We start from the raw sequence: 17,089 nt of genomic DNA on the forward strand, positions 1-17,089 counted from the left end.
TAATATCTGTAACATCTGTATTTTACAAAATATATCTAACAATTTGGGATATTAATTCAACAGTCTTTTTAAATATGAGTGTAGCTGTATTTGGAACAGATGATCAGCAAGCAGATTTTTCAACAGGATTATTTTATGCAGATTCTTGGACGAATAAACTTTCTGTAGGTTTTAATACAGGATATGTTTATAATTTAAATGGAGCAGAAAACTTTAGTATCTCTCGTGTTTCGGGCGGTACTACTATAGGGGCTTTCAATGTCGATGCTAACGTCGCTTATAGTGTTGGCCCAGGTATTTTGCAAGGTACTGGAGGTTGGGCAACGACAACAAACTCATATGATTTTAATGGTACTGGAAGTAATGTTTTCGCAGGAGCATGGTATGTGGCGTCTAATTATAGTTTAAAGCTAGCAGGTAAAAATACAAATTTTAATGTTACTTATGGCCAAACATATAATGCAGCAACAATACCAATGGCTATAGCGACAAGTCCATTACAGGCAGGGTTATCTGAAAGTGGAATTCAAAAACAACTTATATTCTCTGCGCAAAGGGCATATTTTGATAACAACGTATTATTTGGTCCAGAGTGGGCTTATCAGGCTTTTTATGATAGTACCCATATGAATACTATCACACTAGATATTGCAGTATATGTTTAAAGTAAAAATTTAAGCATTACGGTTATCTTTTATTCTTAAGAGCTTTAATCCAAATATATTTTGCATTATGTGGTTTATATACCATGAACGGAAATGCTTTATAAAATAGTCTAAATAGAGTAACATTAGCATAAATATATAAGTTATACAAATATAGGACAAATATGTCTTTTTTAGTTGCAATAGTAGGTAGAGCTAATGTTGGTAAATCAACATTGTTTAATGTGCTTACTAATTCTAGAGATGCTTTAGTTTTTGATTTTGAAGGGGTAACCCGTGATCGTCAATATGGTCAAGCTAAATATGATGAACTTGATTATTTGGTAGTTGATACTGGTGGTATATCGGATAGAGATGTTGGTTTTGATGAATTTATGGCTAAACAGTCTGAAATGGCTATAGAGGAAGCAAACCTAGTATTTTTTGTAGTTGATGGTCGATCTGGCTTAACAGCCGGTGATGAGTATGTTGCTAATCTCTTACGTCAAAGAGATAAAAAAGTAATAGTTGTGGTTAATAAGGTTGACGGTGTAGATGAAGAATCTGCAATGGCTGAATTCTATAGCTTTGGTTTTGATAAAGTCTTTGCTATATCAGCAGCACATCGTAGAAATACTCAAAAATTAGTAGATAAATTTTTAAAGAAACCTTTAAATGACTATTATCAAGACTATACTCAAACTGGTGAACATAAAGAGCAACTACGCCATGGTATTCATTTTTCTTTGATTGGTAGACCTAATGTTGGTAAATCGACACTTACAAATAGGATGCTTGGTGAGGATAGAGTTGTGGTATTTGATATGCCAGGAACAACAATTGATAGTGTGAGTATTCCATTTGAGCGCCACGGTCAGAAGTATACTATCGTTGATACAGCAGGTGTGCGCAAAAGAGGTAGAGTAAAAGAAACATTAGAGAAGTTCTCTGTAGTTAAAACTCTACAAGCTATACAAGATTCAAATGTGGTTGTGGCTGTAGTTGATGCTAGAACAGGCATATCTGATCAAGATTTAAGTTTAATACATTTTGCAATAAAAAATGGCCGAGCACTTGTTTTAGCTGTCAACAAATGGGATGGCATGACAGAAGAAGCTCGTAATAAAGTTAAAGAAGATATAAAAAGAAGATTATATTTTCTCCAAGATTATGTTGATATTCACTTTATATCAGCCCTTCATGGTACTAATGTTGGCCATGTGTTTGAGTCGATACAAACTGCATATGAGTGCGCAAATAGAAAAATAACTACAGCAGATGCAACAAAGCTATTACAACTTGCTATAGAAGCTCATTCACCACCAATGGTTGGCAAGTTTAGAATTAAGCTTAAATATGCTCATGTCGGTGGACATAACCCTCCTGTAATAGTTATACATGGTAATCAAGTTGGTAAACTACCACATTCTTATAAAAGATATTTAGAGAATTTCTTTAGAGAAGCACTAGATTTTAGGGGAACTCCTATAGTATTTGAATTTAAACAATCAGAAAACCCATTTGCGACTAAGAAAAATAAGAGATCAAAAGATGAAAGCAATAAGAGTAAAAAAGTTAAATAACATTGCTGATGAGATAACTATTAATATTAGTGGAGCAAAAAATGCTTTGCTGCATTTAATATTTGCTAGCTTAATGCCTGAAACAAAAACAACGTTCAGTAATGTGCCAACAACTTTATTAGATTATAAAGGTGCAAAAGAAATACTTGAGAGTGTAGGAGCGAATGTTACTGAGCATGGTGAAGATGTAACAATTGACACTAGAGGTGTGTCAACAGAGACATTAGAATTATGTGGTGAGATGACTTCAAAAACTCGTTGTTCCTTGATGCTTTTAGGCTCAATGCTAAAGAAAAAAGGTCGTGTGAAAATAGGGTTTCCAGGTGGGTGTAGCTTTAGTGAGAAAAGACCTTTTGATATTCATCTAGAGGGTTTAGAAGCTCTTGGTGCTAAGGTTACATTAGCAGATGAACATATTGAAGTTGTTTATAAAGAAGAAAAAGATGCTGAGTTTAAGATGCCTTTTCCTTCTGTTGGGGCAACTATGAACTTAGTTATGTATGCAGTTATTGGTAATTCTGAGGTTATTCTTGAAAATGTTGCACTTGAACCAGAAGTTGTTACATTAATTGATTATTTAAATAAGTGTGGCGCTAATATTAAATTTGATATTGAAAGTCGAAAAATTCGCATATTAGGTGTTGCAAGACTATTAGGTTGTGAGTTTGAAATAATTTTTGATCGTATTCAAGCAATGACTTATGCAGCTATGGCGTATTTGTATAAGACAAATGTGACAATTACAAATATAAATACTAAAGATACTTATAATATTGCAAAACCTTTAGAAAAGTTGACTAATGCAACTGCTAAATGGGAGTATGATCAAAAAAATAAATCATTAAAATTCTTCGGAAAGGATAGTAATATCAAAGGTGTTGATATAATAGCTGCGCCTTTTCCTCATTTTCCAACAGATTTGCAGCCTATATATGCTGTAATGTTATTTATGGCAAATAGCTCGAGTACTATTCAAGATACTGTTTATCCTGAGAGAATTAACTATGTGTACCAAATCCGTAAAATGGGTTTTGATATCTCTATAGATAATAACTTAATTGAGATAAGACCTGTAAAAAGCTTTAAAAATATTCGTCCAGCTATTATGAGTGTCAAAGATTTGCGTGCAGGAATGGCTTGCTTGATGGCTGGATCATTAGTAGATGATTTTTCTACTATAAATAATGCTCATCAGATATTTAGAGGTTATAATAATCTTATAGAAAATATGTCTCATTTTATGCAGATAGAAGTTTTAGATAACAATATTTAGGTAAATAATGTCACAATATACATCTCTAGAAAAATATAATACTTATAGAATCAAATCTTTTGCTAAACATGTTTATTTCCCAAAGACTGAAGCTGAAGTGCTTGATATTGTAAATAATCATGAAAATATATTTTTTCTTGGTAATGGTAGTAATATAATTTTTTCTAAAAAGTATTATGAAGATGAAATTGCATTTGTTATCTTTTGCAAAGATTTTAACTCGTTTAATATTTCAGATAGTTGTGTAGAGGCTCAGGCAGGAGCTTTATTGCAAGATCTTGCTTTAGCGACATATGAAGCTGGACTAAGTGGAATAGAGACATTTTATGATGTTCCTGCTAGCTTAGGTGGTGCATTAATTATGAACGCTGGAGCTTATGGGGATGAGATTTATACATATATTAAAAGTGTTAGAGTTTTAGATCTGAGAAAGAAACAAATAGTAGAATATGATAAAAAAGATATTGAATATGGTTATAGATATTCAATGTTTAAAAATGATAGTAATATTTGTATATTATCTGCTAAGTTTGAGTTTGAGAAAAAATCTAAATCAGATATCAAGGCTAAGTTAGATGATATTTATTCACGTCGATTATCTAATTTGCCACAAAGACCTACGGCAGGTAGTGTCTTTAAAAGACCTCAAGCAAATATGCCTGTAGGTGTTATGGTTGAAGAGCTTGGGCTTAAAGGAAAGATAATTGGGGATGCACAGATTTCACCTAAACATGGCGGTATTATTGTTAATAATGGCAATGCTACAGGCAAAGATGTTATTGACCTCATTACATTTATAAAAAAAACAGTTTTTGAATATTATAATATAGAGCTTCATGAAGAGCAGATTGTTATTTAAGTGCTTTATATAAAAAACTTTTCTATATGTTTAATATCTAATATACTTTGCTTAAGAAAAAAAGTTTTATTGAATTATGAGAAGAAAAATTATATTTTTTTGTGTGGCTTTATCTTTAGTTACGGGCACTGCTTTTGCAGATACTGATACTATGAAAACTACACAACTAGTAAGTGGTTCTGCAATGACTAATAAAAATGCAGTTACGCAGAAGACAGAGAATCAAGGCAGTAAAACATCTCAAGATGACTCAAAGTCTTCAAAGCCAGAAGCGTTAGGTGATGATTTAAGCATTATGGTAGATACTAGTAATGCTAGTTATGAAGCGCTTTTAGCTGATGCTGAGAGGATATTAGCAGATCATAATGATAGTAAAAAGCCATCAGATAAAGAGATAACAAAGAAAATAGCTCAAATTAAGAAACCATCAGATCAAGAAATAGCAAAGAGGATAGCCCAGATTAATAAGCATGTTGATAATAAGGTTGTAGTAAAAAAAGATAAACAGCAACGGGAATCTATGCAAAAAGATGTCAAAGCAGCTGGAGATATTCTGAAACGTCATGATGAAATTACTAAAGATTTCAAAGACTCTTATGGCCCGTACCAAGATGAATCTGCGAAAGATTATATTACAAAAGAGGCTCAAGGCTCAGATGATGTAGATCCTTATAAAATGAAAAACTATAAAGAGCTATTAAATGATATAAAGACTCCAAATCAAATAGCTGAGTCATTTGATCAGATAGATAATGATGGTAGTCAATCCAAAGATGGTTACTCAGTTGAGGATATTACAACGGTAGGAGACTTAACAGGTCAGAATGTGCGTTTGAAGAAATGCTTAATTATGAAAACCTATGGTGGTGGGACATGGCGTACATACTGTCAGCCACTTAAGAAGCCAACTCAGTGTACAGATTATGATTGGCAGCAGTTATCAACTCTGGCTATTATGTATTGTTAGATTTTTTAAAACTTGCTATTTGCTCTTTTAGTTCATCTAGACTAATTCTATTTGGGTTTATACGAGGCTTTATATCATTATCAGTTTTACGTATAGCATAGCCATATAATGCTTCTATTTCAAGCTGTGGATTTTTCTTTAACTGAGAAATAAAATTATTCCATAAGTTTTTACCTGTTAGACTAGTGTGCATATTTGTGTCAGCTAAGGGCTCGTTTAGGGCTCTAATATCCTCAAATAGAGTATTTAAGCTTTCATAAGTGAATATGATTAAATCTGATTCTATTGCTGGAGTTTTATATCTGCTGGATTGTAAGGTATTTCCCCATGTTAATAGATCTATCATATCATTTGTATGCTTCTTATCGCTTACCGTTGAAAAGGCTTTTTTAATAGAGCTAAAAGATTTATCTCCAAATGTTGAGAAAAGCAATATTCCATCATTATTTAGAAGGTCATAATAATTGTCTAACTCTTGAGTTAAGTTATTCGTTAGGTGGATAATAGAGTTTGAAATTATAATATCAAATTGCTGTTTGGAGTTTTGATTTTTATGAATTTCAGCTTTAGGAAAACGATTTTTTAATATATCTAAATAGTTAGTATCTAGATATCCTTCTACTAATATATCAGTAGGATTAAGCTTTATAAAATCTAGTCTTTTTAAAAGTCTCTGAGCAATTTCATTTTTTATAAATGAAGTTTGATAGATTTTTTTATTTGCTAAACGTTTTAGAAAAAGATTATAGTTAAACATGTTTATTTTAAATTTTTGTTTGATGGTGTGATTGTAATAGTTTTTTTAGTTTTATAAAAGGTAGGGGTTTACTAAAATAAAATCCTTGATAAAGATTACAGCCTACTGATTCTAAAAACTTGAGCTCTTGTTCTGTTTCTACGCCTTCAGCAATACACTTTTTATTCAAATTATCTGCTAATTGTATGATTGCTTTTATAATAGTTTTGTTATTTTCTTGATCAATATTATGAATAAATGATTTGTCAATTTTTAGATACTTAATCGGTAGGTTTGCTAAATATTTTAATGATGAATATCCTGTACCAAAATCATCTAAAGCAAAGCTAAAACCTAAGCTATTTAGTTTAGTAATTATTGATCTAGTATGATTAATATCATTCAAAAGATATGTTTCTGTGATTTCAAAAGTAATTAAGCTTTTATCAATATTTTCAAATTTGTTAATAATCTCATCCACAAATTCATTTTTCAATAACTGAATGCTAGAGATATTTATAGAGATTTTTAGATCGCTAATCAAATTTAACTTATTAAGCTGTTTCCAGTCGTGAATAACTTGAGTAATAATCCAAGAACCTATTTTAGCAATTTTGCCTGTTTTTTCAGCTATCGCTATGAATAAATCAGGAGATATATTTCCTAAGGTTGGTGAGTTCCAACGGATTAAGGCTTCAACACCACAAATTTCTTTATTTTTATTATATTGAGGTTGGTATACCATTGAGAAATCTTTCATATCCATGCTTCTTAGTTCATGCTCTATGTTATTCTCAAGTAGTAATTTTTCATCGTATTCTTTATGATAAAAAGAGTAAGTATTTTTGCCTTTTTCTTTCGCATGATACATAGCAGTATCAGCAAATTGTAAAAGTTTGGTTGGACTGCATCTTATTTTGCTATACATTGCAGCCCCAATACTTACTGATTGATGTATTATTTGACCATCTATTTCAAAAGGAGTTGATAATATTTTGAAAACTTGGTTAATTAAGCTTATGACGTCATCGGCACTATGTATGTTTTTCAATAAAATAGCAAACTCATCACCACCAAGCCTTGCTAAAATTGAGTCTTTATCAAGAGAGCTTTTTAGTCTTTCTGCTAAGTTTATTATTAGTTTGTCACCAGTGTCATAACTAAAAGAATCATTGATAAACTTAAGATTATCAATATCTATAAGTAAAACAGCTAGCTCAGTCTTATTTTTGTTAGCTTCATCAATTGATTTTGCTATTTGTTTTACAAAACTTGTTCTGTTAGCGAGCCCTGTTGTTTGATCATGATATGCTAGATATTTTAACTTCTGATTAGTGTCTTGAATCTGTTTCAAAAGCAGCTCTCTTTCTGTTACATCTCGAGCTATACCTAGTATAAATGGTTGATTATTTCGATCGTAGAAACGTACTTTAAACGTATCTAGTATTTTCTTTTTACCGTTAGGTAAATTTAAGACTTCTAAAGTTTCAGAAAATCCTTTTTGAAAAGCTATCTTGTCATGTTTTAAAAAATTTTCAGCATCAGCTTTTTTAAATTTTTCAACTGTTGTGTAACCAATAACCTTATCTTGTAAATCTTTAGGATAGATAGATATAAAAGCACTATTTGCCTGTATTATTTTAAAGTCTTTATTTTTTACAAATATCAAGTCTTTACTAGCATTAAGAGTAAGTTCTAAAAAAGATTTTACCTCTCTTAATTCTAGTTCTACTTTTTTGAAGTTGGTAATATCATTATGTGCACCTAACATTCTAATAGGTTTACCATCTTTGTCACGAATTGCCATGCCGAGACATTTTACCCATACGGTAGAGCCATCTTTATGCTTATATCTGACTATTTGTGAATATTTATAATTAGGATCTTGAAGGTGCTTTTTTAGATTTACCATGGCAATCTGAAGATCTTCAGGAAAAATTATATCTTGCCACTCAGATGAAAGAGGTTTTTTATCTCTTGGATCATAACCCAGAATTTCCCAGAATTTATCATTCATCCATTCATTTTCAGGATTTTCTAAATCAAGATACCATAGACCATCGAGACTAGACTGCTGTAAAGAGTCAAAAACTTTATGATTTTTACTTATTAGCTCGTAGAGCTCATCTTTAAGGTAATGACTCATAAGATCAATAAACTAGCCAATATATTTAAAAATTATAAACTATAAAGTTATGCTAAACAATTTTTTAAAAAGGAATACGTAATGATTAAAGTTAGTCTGAGAAGCTAAAATTGTTTCTACCTGATTTTTTAGCGTTATACATAGCTAAGTCAGCTTTTGTGATTAACTTATCACTACTTATACCTTTGTGCTCTTTTGAGATAAGAGTTGCTCCGATACTAAGAGCTTGTGTAATTTCAATTTCTTTAGAAATAGAGATTTTTTCCCTAAATGAACAAAATATTCTATTAATAATATCGATAGCTTCTTGCTTATTGTTGATATCTCTTAATATAATAATGAACTCATCACCACCAATTCTTGAAACAAGATCATCTTTTCTAATATCTTTTTCGAATCTATAAGCTGTTTCTTTTAGTACAAGGTCACCAGCTTTATGGCCATATTTATCATTAATATATTTAAAATTATCTAAATCAATAAATAATATAGCTATATTTTTATCTGAATCTATATTGCTGTTTAAAATTGTTTTAAGTTTTTTCTCGATAGTATGTCTATTAAGACATCCAGTTAAAGAATCTATTGTATTAAATTTTTCTAGTTTGATCTGTTTTTGCTCAAGGATTTTATTTTTTCTATAGTTAATACTAATAAAATAGAATAAGCTTTGCACCATTAGGGATATAACTATTCCTAATAAGAAAAATACTGAAGGGAACGTCATTTGTAATTGTTCGAACTCTTTATCTGTCATAAAAACTTTTATATGCCAGTTTTTTTCTCCAGAAAAATTATATGATAATACCATGCCATAATATTGCTTAGGATTAAGATTAGAATAAACTTTATAATTCTCAAGATAGACCTCGATATTATATTTGTTTGGATTTATTTCAGACATTACTTCTTCTGAGAAGTTTGGCTTAAATACAACGTTAAATTTATTATTCTGTTCTCGAATACAGATTATTTTTGCTTTCGAAGATGTAATATTTGAGTCACATTCTTTTAGAACTTTTATGGCTTGGTTTTTATTTATATCATAGTTAGAAATAAAAATAGGATTATTTTGATCTTTTGCATAATATATAAAATATATATTTGGATAATCATTTTCGTAAGCTTGCATATCAGCTCTTATAGCTTTTCTATCTGAATATGATGATGTGCTTAAGCGTTTATAAAGTCTTTCTATGGCAGTAGCTTCTAGATTTAATTTCTTTTCTAGATTTGCATTTACTAGAGATATTTCTCTAAATATTTTATTTTTAATGGCATTACTATCTTGATCAAATGTATATAACCAGAATAAGAAAAATACTATAAATGTAGTAGCACTTAGTATAATTCCAATAGTGTGCGTTTTAGATTTGGTTATTATGAAAGATACACGAAAAATAGTCAGTAGAAGAAAACAGGTGGCAGTGTGTATAGCCATACCAGTGATATATCCCCAACTAAAATAAAATGAAATATCAAAAAAATATCCAATTAGAGCTATATAAGCGAGCAAAAAGACAATAAGCTGGATGCTTAAAAAAATACCTTTGAAAAGTAAAATATTTTTCTTAAAGCGAGGTAATATATTTGCAATAGCTAAAAGTACAAAACAGACTGCTGTATTTGGAGACATTCTCCCAGGGTATAATGATTGATCTAATGTTTGTGTGTTTGTTATTTGATCAATACTAAAATTTAAACCAAATAAGTATTCTAGAAGAGTTAGTAATGAAATTATTAATACAACTAATGATAATATGCATCTGCTATAGCTGAACTTTGATGTTTTGGGGATGAAATTTACTATAGCGAGTATTCCAAAACATAGCGCTGTATTAAATTGCATAGGAGGAAAGTTAGGAGCTATTTTAATAACACTAATATTTTGCGTAAGCCAACCAAATATAACAGTACAAGATAAAATGAAAACAATCAAACTTGATATAGTATGTGATTTTCTCTGAGGTAAATACACTTTAGGATAACCTTTGATTATGTATTACTTAATTTTATATTATATGATATTTAGGTATAAAGATATAAAAACCATTTACTTTATTTATTAAAAAATATACTGTTTATTAGTATAGGTAAAGAGTATTTTTCTATGTATGGCAAGAGTTAATAAGATAGTTACATTAGATAAATTAAGTATAGATCTTGTAGATAAACTATCTTCTTGTGAAGTTGTTACTATTTCCTTAAATGATGATATAGATAGGTCTTTTGAAGATGTAGATGCTTTTATTTTAAATACCAAAGATCCAACTATATTTTTCAGTTTTATCAAAAAAATTAGATCGAGTATATATACTTATTTAAAACCAGTTTTTTGTATAGATGAATGCTATGTTAATTACACAGCAACAGTTTTTACAACACCTCAAGATCTAGAAACATTTATAGAGATGATTGATCATGAGATTAGTACTATAGAGGAAATCAGTCAAAAAAAAGATAATATTGAGCAAGACTGGCAAGCAAGACTTTTGATTTATTTGTATACAAGAAGAAGTGTTCGAACTCTTGATGCTAGGATAGATACATCATGTAAGTCTTTTTTTAGTTATCCTGTTATTGATATTTTTTGTCAGACAAAAGACTTTGATTATGCTGAGTGGATAAAAGAGCTTGTAGAAAGAGAAATTATTAAGGTCAAAAAGTTTGTTAAATCATTTTTTTGTTGTAATAACTGCTATTCAGCAAGAGCTCTATTTTCAGAGAGATGTCCTGATTGTAAAAGTGAAAATATTATGCTGGCTGATTTTTTACATTGCTATACTTGTGGCAATATTGCTCCTGAAAGAGAGTTTATCTCAGAAGATGAGTTGCTGGTTTGTTCGCAGTGTAAAACAAAACTTAGACATATTGGACATGATTATGATCGGCCTTTAGAGAGTTATTCTTGTAATGATTGTGGAAGTATATTTGTAGATTCTGAAGTTATAACAGAGTGTGTGGATTGTGGCTATGTATCATCAACTGAAAAAATGATAAAACAAAAAATAAATAACTATAAATTAACAAAAAAAGCTCACCACTATATAAGAATGAGCTTACTTGAATATTCAATGTCAATATTTGATGAAGTTAACTATATAGCTCCAGAGTTTTTTTATAGTCTAATTGAATGGGCATTCCAGATGCAGAAAAGAAATACGGCATACGAGTTTTCATTATTACATATTAGTATTTTTGATTATATGACTATGATTGAGATCTCAAATATATCTAAAAAACTAAGAGAGATACTTAGAAAAACTGATATGTTAACTAGAGTTAATAATCAAAATATTTGGATTTGGTTACCAAATACAGATTTATCAGGAGCTGAAATAGTTGCAGATAAGCTAAAACAAATAACAATGTCTGAAAATACTAAAGCTGAGAAGTCAATAAATGTTAGAGCTTTTCACTCGACAGCTTTGAGTATAACTAAAACAGCAGAGAGCTTATTAAAAGATTTGGCTAAACAAAGGTGATTTTTTGGATATATTATATGTATTTTATCAGCAAGTTTTATTAATATTCTCTAATCCAAAAGAACTTTTTATCTTTATCTTTGCTTTTGCCTTATTTTTAGAGGCGCCTTTTAGTGTTTTTATATTTTTAAGTATTTTAACTAGCTATTTTAAGCAGATAATAAATCCTAATAAGAGAATTCCTTACTACCCTAAGGTTAGCTGTATAATTGCAGCATATAACGAAGGAAAAGATGTGCTAATAACACTAAAGAGCCTTGAGGAGCAATTATATAGAGGACATATTGAAGTTTTGATTGTGGTTGATGGTGCTGATATAAACAAAGAGACTTTAGATACGGCTCTTGAGTATAAGAGAACTTTTATTACAAGTGCAAAACGATCACTAAAAGTTATTCCTAAATGGCAACGAGGAGGGCATGCTTCATCATCTAATCTTGGATTTAAATTAAGTACAGGAGAGCTAGTCCTAACTCTTGATGCAGATACATCGTGTGATAATGATATGATTAGTAATATGGTGCGACAATTTGCAGATCCTAATGTAATAGCATGCTCAGGGACATTAAGAGTAAGAAATATCAAAAAAAATATTCTTACACGAATGCAGGGTATAGAATATATGTTAGGTATACACTTATCTAAAATTGCGCTTTCTAATGTAAATAGTGTTAATAATGTCTCAAGTGCGTATGGTTGTTATAGAAGAAATTTGCTTAAAAAAACAACATTATGGCGTAATGGTTCAGCTGAAGATCTTGATTTTACATTAAGATTACAATTTTTCTTTAAAAGGCATAAGAATTTTAAAGTAACTCATTCTCAAGATAGTATTGCCCATACAGAAGTACCTGAGAAATTATGGAGACTTATTAGACAGAGGATGCGTTGGGATGGAGATACTTATTTTATATATATAAGAAGACATCTTAAAAGGTTACTTCCACGATATTTAGGTTGGAGAACATTTTTCTTTACAGTTTTTTCTGGAGTATTTTTCCATGCAGTACAACCAATAGTAATAGTTATAAGTTTGATTTATAGTATTATTATTTTTCCAATTTATATTGTTATACCAATTTATGTTGCGGTATATTTTTATTATTTGTTTATCACTATTTTTTTGTATATGACTTTTATAATTTTAGTTTCTGAAAGAAAGAAACAAGATTTATCAACGTGGTATGTAATCCCGTTGATGCCTTTCTATTCGGTATTTTTAAAATTTGTTGCTACTGTTGCGATACTTAGTGAGTTCTTTATAAAGACACATAGAGATAGCACTATGGCGCCAACTTGGGTTAATAAAAAAGTTAAATAAAGGTGTAAATATATGAAATTTAAGCCGCCAAAAAATAAGCAAAAAATACAGATTAAAGCATCTCCTGTTAAGAAAAATATATCAAAGTTACAATGGTATGCTGTTATAGTTATTGTGATTTCACCATTAGTATATATAGGGTGGTTAATTTTTAGTAGTAGCTGGTTTATTGTAGCTGATGGAACTGTAGTTACTGAGAAATACCTCATTAGAGCTCATGAAGATGGCTTTATAAAGCAGAGTAATATTCATCCAGGAAAGCTTGTTAAAAATGGTGATAGTGTTTTTATAATGTCATCACCTCTTCTTAATTCTGAGTTTGAAGAAATAAATAGTCAAATAAAAGATATTAATAGCTTACAAGATAAGTTATATAAAAATGATATCAAAGCTTTAGAGCATAAGTATGCTATTGCTAAGAAATATGTGGATATTAATGATAAATTTTATAATGCGATGGTTCAATTAAGAAAGAAAAATATTATCAATATCATAGAGTTACAGCAATCTTCACAAGTTTTGCATAGTGCAGAGATGGATCTAGAGAATGTTCAGGTCGAGAAGCAGCAGTTTGCTTTGGAAAAGGACAATAATTACGCTGAAATTCTTTGGAAGCTTAATTTACAGCAGAGAATTCTTAAGGAAAAAATAAAAAGCCTTGATATCAAAATAGATGTTGATGCTGTAGTTAATAGAGTATTTGTTTATAAGGGAGAGTTTGTACAAAGAGGGCAAGAGTTAGCATTATTGTCATTATTTAATGAACCATTTATTAGAGCTTATCTTGACTCTAAGTTTGTTTCATATGTATCAAAAGGAACTAAGGTAACAATTCGTTTTCAAGATGGTACGACATTTGCTGGAGTCGTTGAGTCTAAGCCAGTGTTTGCAGAAATTAATAATGAAAAAAGCATGTTTGATTCAAAAGAGTCAAAAGTTGTAATTATCGTTAAACCTACGCAAAAAATTCCGGAAGAATACAATATTAATAATGTACCTGTTGAAGTAGATGTGGCACGTCTTTAATAGTTAAACAGTATTAAAATTTGTCAAAATCTATTATATTTAAAATGAGTAATTATTTTAAGATCTTATAAAAGAAGGTTTGTATGGGTATAGATATTAAACCAGGCTCACTATTAGAAAGGTTACTATCTACACTATTAGATGGTGTTATTATAATAGATCAAAAAGCAGATATTATTTATGTAAATAATTCTGTAGAGAAATTGTTTGGGTATGCTACAGGAGAGATCATAGGTAAAAATGTTAAGGTGTTAATGCCTCAGAGATACTCTTCAAAACATGATAAGTATATTAATGAATATGTCAAAACAGGTAAAAAGAATATTATAAATTCATCAAGAACTGTTCAGGGAATGAAAAAAGATGGTACGATTTTCCCCATAGAATTAGCAGTTTCAGAGATGATAAATAATGATGAAAAGATTTTTGTAGGTACAATAAAAGATCTAAGTGAGGAATATAAGTCAAAACAATATGTGAGAGTAATTTCAAAAATACAAGAATTGCATATTAAACAAACAAAAAGCTCAAAAATATTTTCATATATATTACGATTTTTACTTGATCATACCTCTAGTGAGTATGGTTTTATTGGCGGGATATTTGACGATTCAGATGGTAGTAAATATTTAAGAACTTATGCAATAACAGATATATCATGGAATAAAGAAACTAAAGATCTTTATAAGAGTAAAAAAATAGAAGGACTAGAGTTTAGAAATTTAGAAACATTATTTGGATATACCATAAGAACTGGAGAAAGTCTTGTTACAAATGATCCATTGAACCATCCTGAAGCTAATGGTATACCTAAGGGGCATCCACCTTTAAAATCATATGCAGGAATCCCTATTATTGGTAAAAATAAAAAATGTATAGGTATGGTAGGTATTGCTAATAGAGATAATGGTTATGATCAAAATATAATTAAAGAACTATCTAAGATGATATATGTCATCTCTATGTTGATAGAGTCAAATAGAGATATTGCATATATCAAAGATATGGCTAATAAAGATTTTTTATCGGGAGTTTATAATCGTTTTTATTTGACTCAGTTTATAGAAAGAAAGATAGAAAGGTATGATGAACAAAATAATTTAGCTAAAAAGGATTTCTATATCATTATGATAGATTGTAATGGTTTTAAAAATATAAATGATAAGTATGGACATGGTTTCGGCGATTATATTATTAGAGAACTTGCATCAAGATTGAAATCTGTTGTTAAAGAAACAGATGTGGTGGCAAGGCTTGGTGGAGATGAATTTATAGTAGTATGTAATAATATAAATCATGAAGATGATATTAAAAAAATAGCTCAAAAAATAAGTGAGTTGAAAGATATACCATATTGCTATGATAATGAGAATTTATTAGTGTCAATGAGTATAGGAGTCTGTAAGTATAATAATGGTATAGGTATTACTAAGTTATTAAAATATGCTGATTTAGCTTTATATAAAAGTAAAAATGAAAAAAGTAACTATATACTGTTTGATCAGAGCTTAAAGCAAGAAAGCGATAGATTGGATAATTTAGTAAATACTATTTATAGTGGTTTTAAAGAAGAATTATTCTATTTTATATATCAGCCTCAAGTTGATTTAAAAACTAACAAGTTAATAGGGTTTGAGGCATTGTTAAGATATTCCAATAGTGACTTCACTACGGCAGAAATTATAGAAAGAATAGAGCTACTTTCATTATCAGAAGAACTAAATGAATATGTATTTAAAAGAATTATAAGAGATTTAGATAATCTTGGGCTCAGTGGTATTAGAATTTCTATCAATATCTCACCCAAAGTCAAAAATTTTAGACGACATATTCAAAACCTTGTACATATAGTAGTATCAAGTTCATATATTAAGAATAATACCATCGAATTTGAACTAACAGAAAGTTCGTTTGTAGAGCATATTAAAAAGAAAGACATGGAAATAATTTCAAAAATGATGAAGCCAAATAACATAAATTTGGCGATTGATGATTTTGGTGTAGATCATTCCTCAATTAAGAGACTAGTAGAATATGATATTGATACTTTGAAAATTGATAAGTCATTTATTTTGGGATTATCTGAAAAAGAAAGTAATAAAAATAATATTATTGTAGAAGCTATTATTGGAGTAGCAAAAAAGCTAGGAATTAAAGTAGTTGCAGAAGGTGTTGAAGATAAATATTTGGAGAAATTAGTTACTGATTATGAGTGTGATATTGGTCAAGGCTATTTATATTCACAAGGTCTTGAAATATATCAGCTAAAGAATTTTATAGCAGAATATGTATCTTAAGAGTGGATTTCTTTTTAAACAAAATTGTCTTTTATGTAAACAAAGTTCTGATGATATTATCTGTAATTATTGTTTTGAAGATTTATTACAACATTTAAACTTTAAAAAACAAACAGTTGATTTGGATCAAGAATATGATTATTACCATTTGTTGAAATATTCTGCAGAAGTTAAATATCTTTTGCAGAAATTTAAGTTTCAAAAGGATTTATTATCAGCAAGAATATTTTCTAAAGTTATGAAATACTGGTGGGATAATATTTCAAAGGAATATTTAAATGATGTTGATGCGTTAGCAGTTGTCCCTATTCATCGTTTTAGATATTTATATCGAGGCTTCAATCAGGCAGAAGTTTTAATAACGGAATTATCTGAATATACAAATATCCCAAAGACTTTTGAAAGTTACTCAAGGATAAAGTATACAAAATCTCAAGCAAGATCTACAAAGGAGAAACGAGCTGAGCAGATTAAAGGAGTTTTTATATTAAATAAACCAATTATTGCAAAGCATTTATTGGTATTTGATGATGTCTTGACTACAGGATCAACAGTAAAGGAGTTCATTAAAGCCATTAAAGCAAATAGTAAAATAGATAAAATATCTGTTGTTACTTTAGTAAGGCCAAATAATTTATAAGAAAATGTTATTAGTATAATAAAAATTATATATTTAAGACTGTTGAATTAATATCCCAAATTGTTAGATATATTTTGTAAAATACAGATGTTACAGATATTAGTATTTTAAT

General features: G+C 29.4%; 13 protein-coding genes. 10 read left to right on the forward strand and 3 right to left on the reverse strand.

What is annotated here, in order from left to right; translation table 11 throughout:
* The 5 genes from R8535_RS09225 to R8535_RS09245 all read left to right on the forward strand — a co-directional run.
* Nucleotides 1-665 (forward strand): DUF3573 domain-containing protein (locus R8535_RS09225; protein WP_329498596.1); only part of this gene is annotated, 665 nt, incomplete at its 5' end.
* A 164-nt stretch (nt 666-829) separates the two neighbouring features.
* Nucleotides 830-2,227, forward strand: coding sequence for a ribosome biogenesis GTPase Der (der, locus tag R8535_RS09230; protein WP_329498598.1), 1,398 nt, complete (start codon nt 830-832; stop codon nt 2,225-2,227).
* Nucleotides 2,196-3,500, forward strand: coding sequence for a UDP-N-acetylglucosamine 1-carboxyvinyltransferase (locus R8535_RS09235; protein WP_329498601.1), 1,305 nt, complete (start codon nt 2,196-2,198; stop codon nt 3,498-3,500). The genes der and R8535_RS09235 overlap by 32 nt, the downstream gene beginning before the upstream one ends.
* 7 nt (nt 3,501-3,507) lie before the next feature.
* Complete coding sequence (murB, locus tag R8535_RS09240) at nt 3,508-4,359, forward strand: UDP-N-acetylmuramate dehydrogenase (RefSeq protein WP_329498603.1); 852 nt, start codon at nt 3,508-3,510, stop codon at nt 4,357-4,359.
* A 76-nt stretch (nt 4,360-4,435) separates the two neighbouring features.
* Complete coding sequence (locus R8535_RS09245) at nt 4,436-5,326, forward strand: hypothetical protein (protein ID WP_329498605.1); 891 nt, start codon at nt 4,436-4,438, stop codon at nt 5,324-5,326.
* On the opposite strand, the gene R8535_RS09250 is transcribed toward R8535_RS09245, so the two are convergent.
* The 3 genes from R8535_RS09250 to R8535_RS09260 form a co-directional block, all read right to left on the reverse strand.
* On the reverse strand, nt 5,313-6,083 hold the full coding sequence (locus R8535_RS09250; protein WP_329498607.1) for a biotin synthase: 771 nt from the start codon (nt 6,081-6,083) through the stop codon (nt 5,313-5,315). The genes R8535_RS09245 and R8535_RS09250 overlap by 14 nt on opposite strands.
* A gap of 7 nt (nt 6,084-6,090) precedes the next feature.
* Nucleotides 6,091-8,208: a sensor domain-containing protein gene (locus R8535_RS09255; protein ID WP_329498609.1), complete on the reverse strand. Its 2,118-nt coding sequence runs from the start codon at nt 8,206-8,208 to the stop codon at nt 6,091-6,093.
* A 91-nt stretch (nt 8,209-8,299) separates the two neighbouring features.
* Complete coding sequence (locus R8535_RS09260) at nt 8,300-10,186, reverse strand: GGDEF domain-containing protein (protein WP_329498610.1); 1,887 nt, start codon at nt 10,184-10,186, stop codon at nt 8,300-8,302.
* 136 nt (nt 10,187-10,322) lie between these two features.
* Here R8535_RS09260 and R8535_RS09265 point away from each other — a divergent pair, with 136 nt between their 5' ends.
* From R8535_RS09265 to R8535_RS09285, 5 genes are all read left to right on the forward strand, one after another.
* Nucleotides 10,323-11,693: a hypothetical protein gene (locus R8535_RS09265; protein WP_329498612.1), complete on the forward strand. Its 1,371-nt coding sequence runs from the start codon at nt 10,323-10,325 to the stop codon at nt 11,691-11,693.
* Nucleotides 11,694-11,697: 4 nt separating this feature from the next.
* Nucleotides 11,698-13,014 carry a glycosyltransferase family 2 protein gene (locus tag R8535_RS09270; protein ID WP_329498613.1) on the forward strand — a complete coding sequence of 439 codons (1,317 nt, stop codon included), beginning with the start codon at nt 11,698-11,700 and terminating at the stop codon, nt 13,012-13,014.
* Between the two features lie 12 nt (nt 13,015-13,026).
* Nucleotides 13,027-14,040, forward strand: a complete 1,014-nt coding sequence (locus tag R8535_RS09275) for an HlyD family secretion protein (protein WP_329498615.1) — start codon at nt 13,027-13,029, stop codon at nt 14,038-14,040.
* An 83-nt stretch (nt 14,041-14,123) separates the two neighbouring features.
* Nucleotides 14,124-16,337 carry a bifunctional diguanylate cyclase/phosphodiesterase gene (locus tag R8535_RS09280; protein ID WP_329498616.1) on the forward strand — a complete coding sequence of 738 codons (2,214 nt, stop codon included), beginning with the start codon at nt 14,124-14,126 and terminating at the stop codon, nt 16,335-16,337.
* Nucleotides 16,327-16,977: a ComF family protein gene (locus R8535_RS09285; protein WP_329498618.1), complete on the forward strand. Its 651-nt coding sequence runs from the start codon at nt 16,327-16,329 to the stop codon at nt 16,975-16,977. Before R8535_RS09280 ends, R8535_RS09285 begins: the two co-directional genes overlap by 11 nt.
* Nucleotides 16,978-17,089: the final 112 nt, after the last annotated feature.

It is taken from the genome of Francisella sp. 19S2-4 (assembly GCF_036281795.1).
In the GTDB taxonomy this organism is placed as follows: Bacteria; Pseudomonadota; Gammaproteobacteria; order Francisellales; family Francisellaceae; genus Francisella.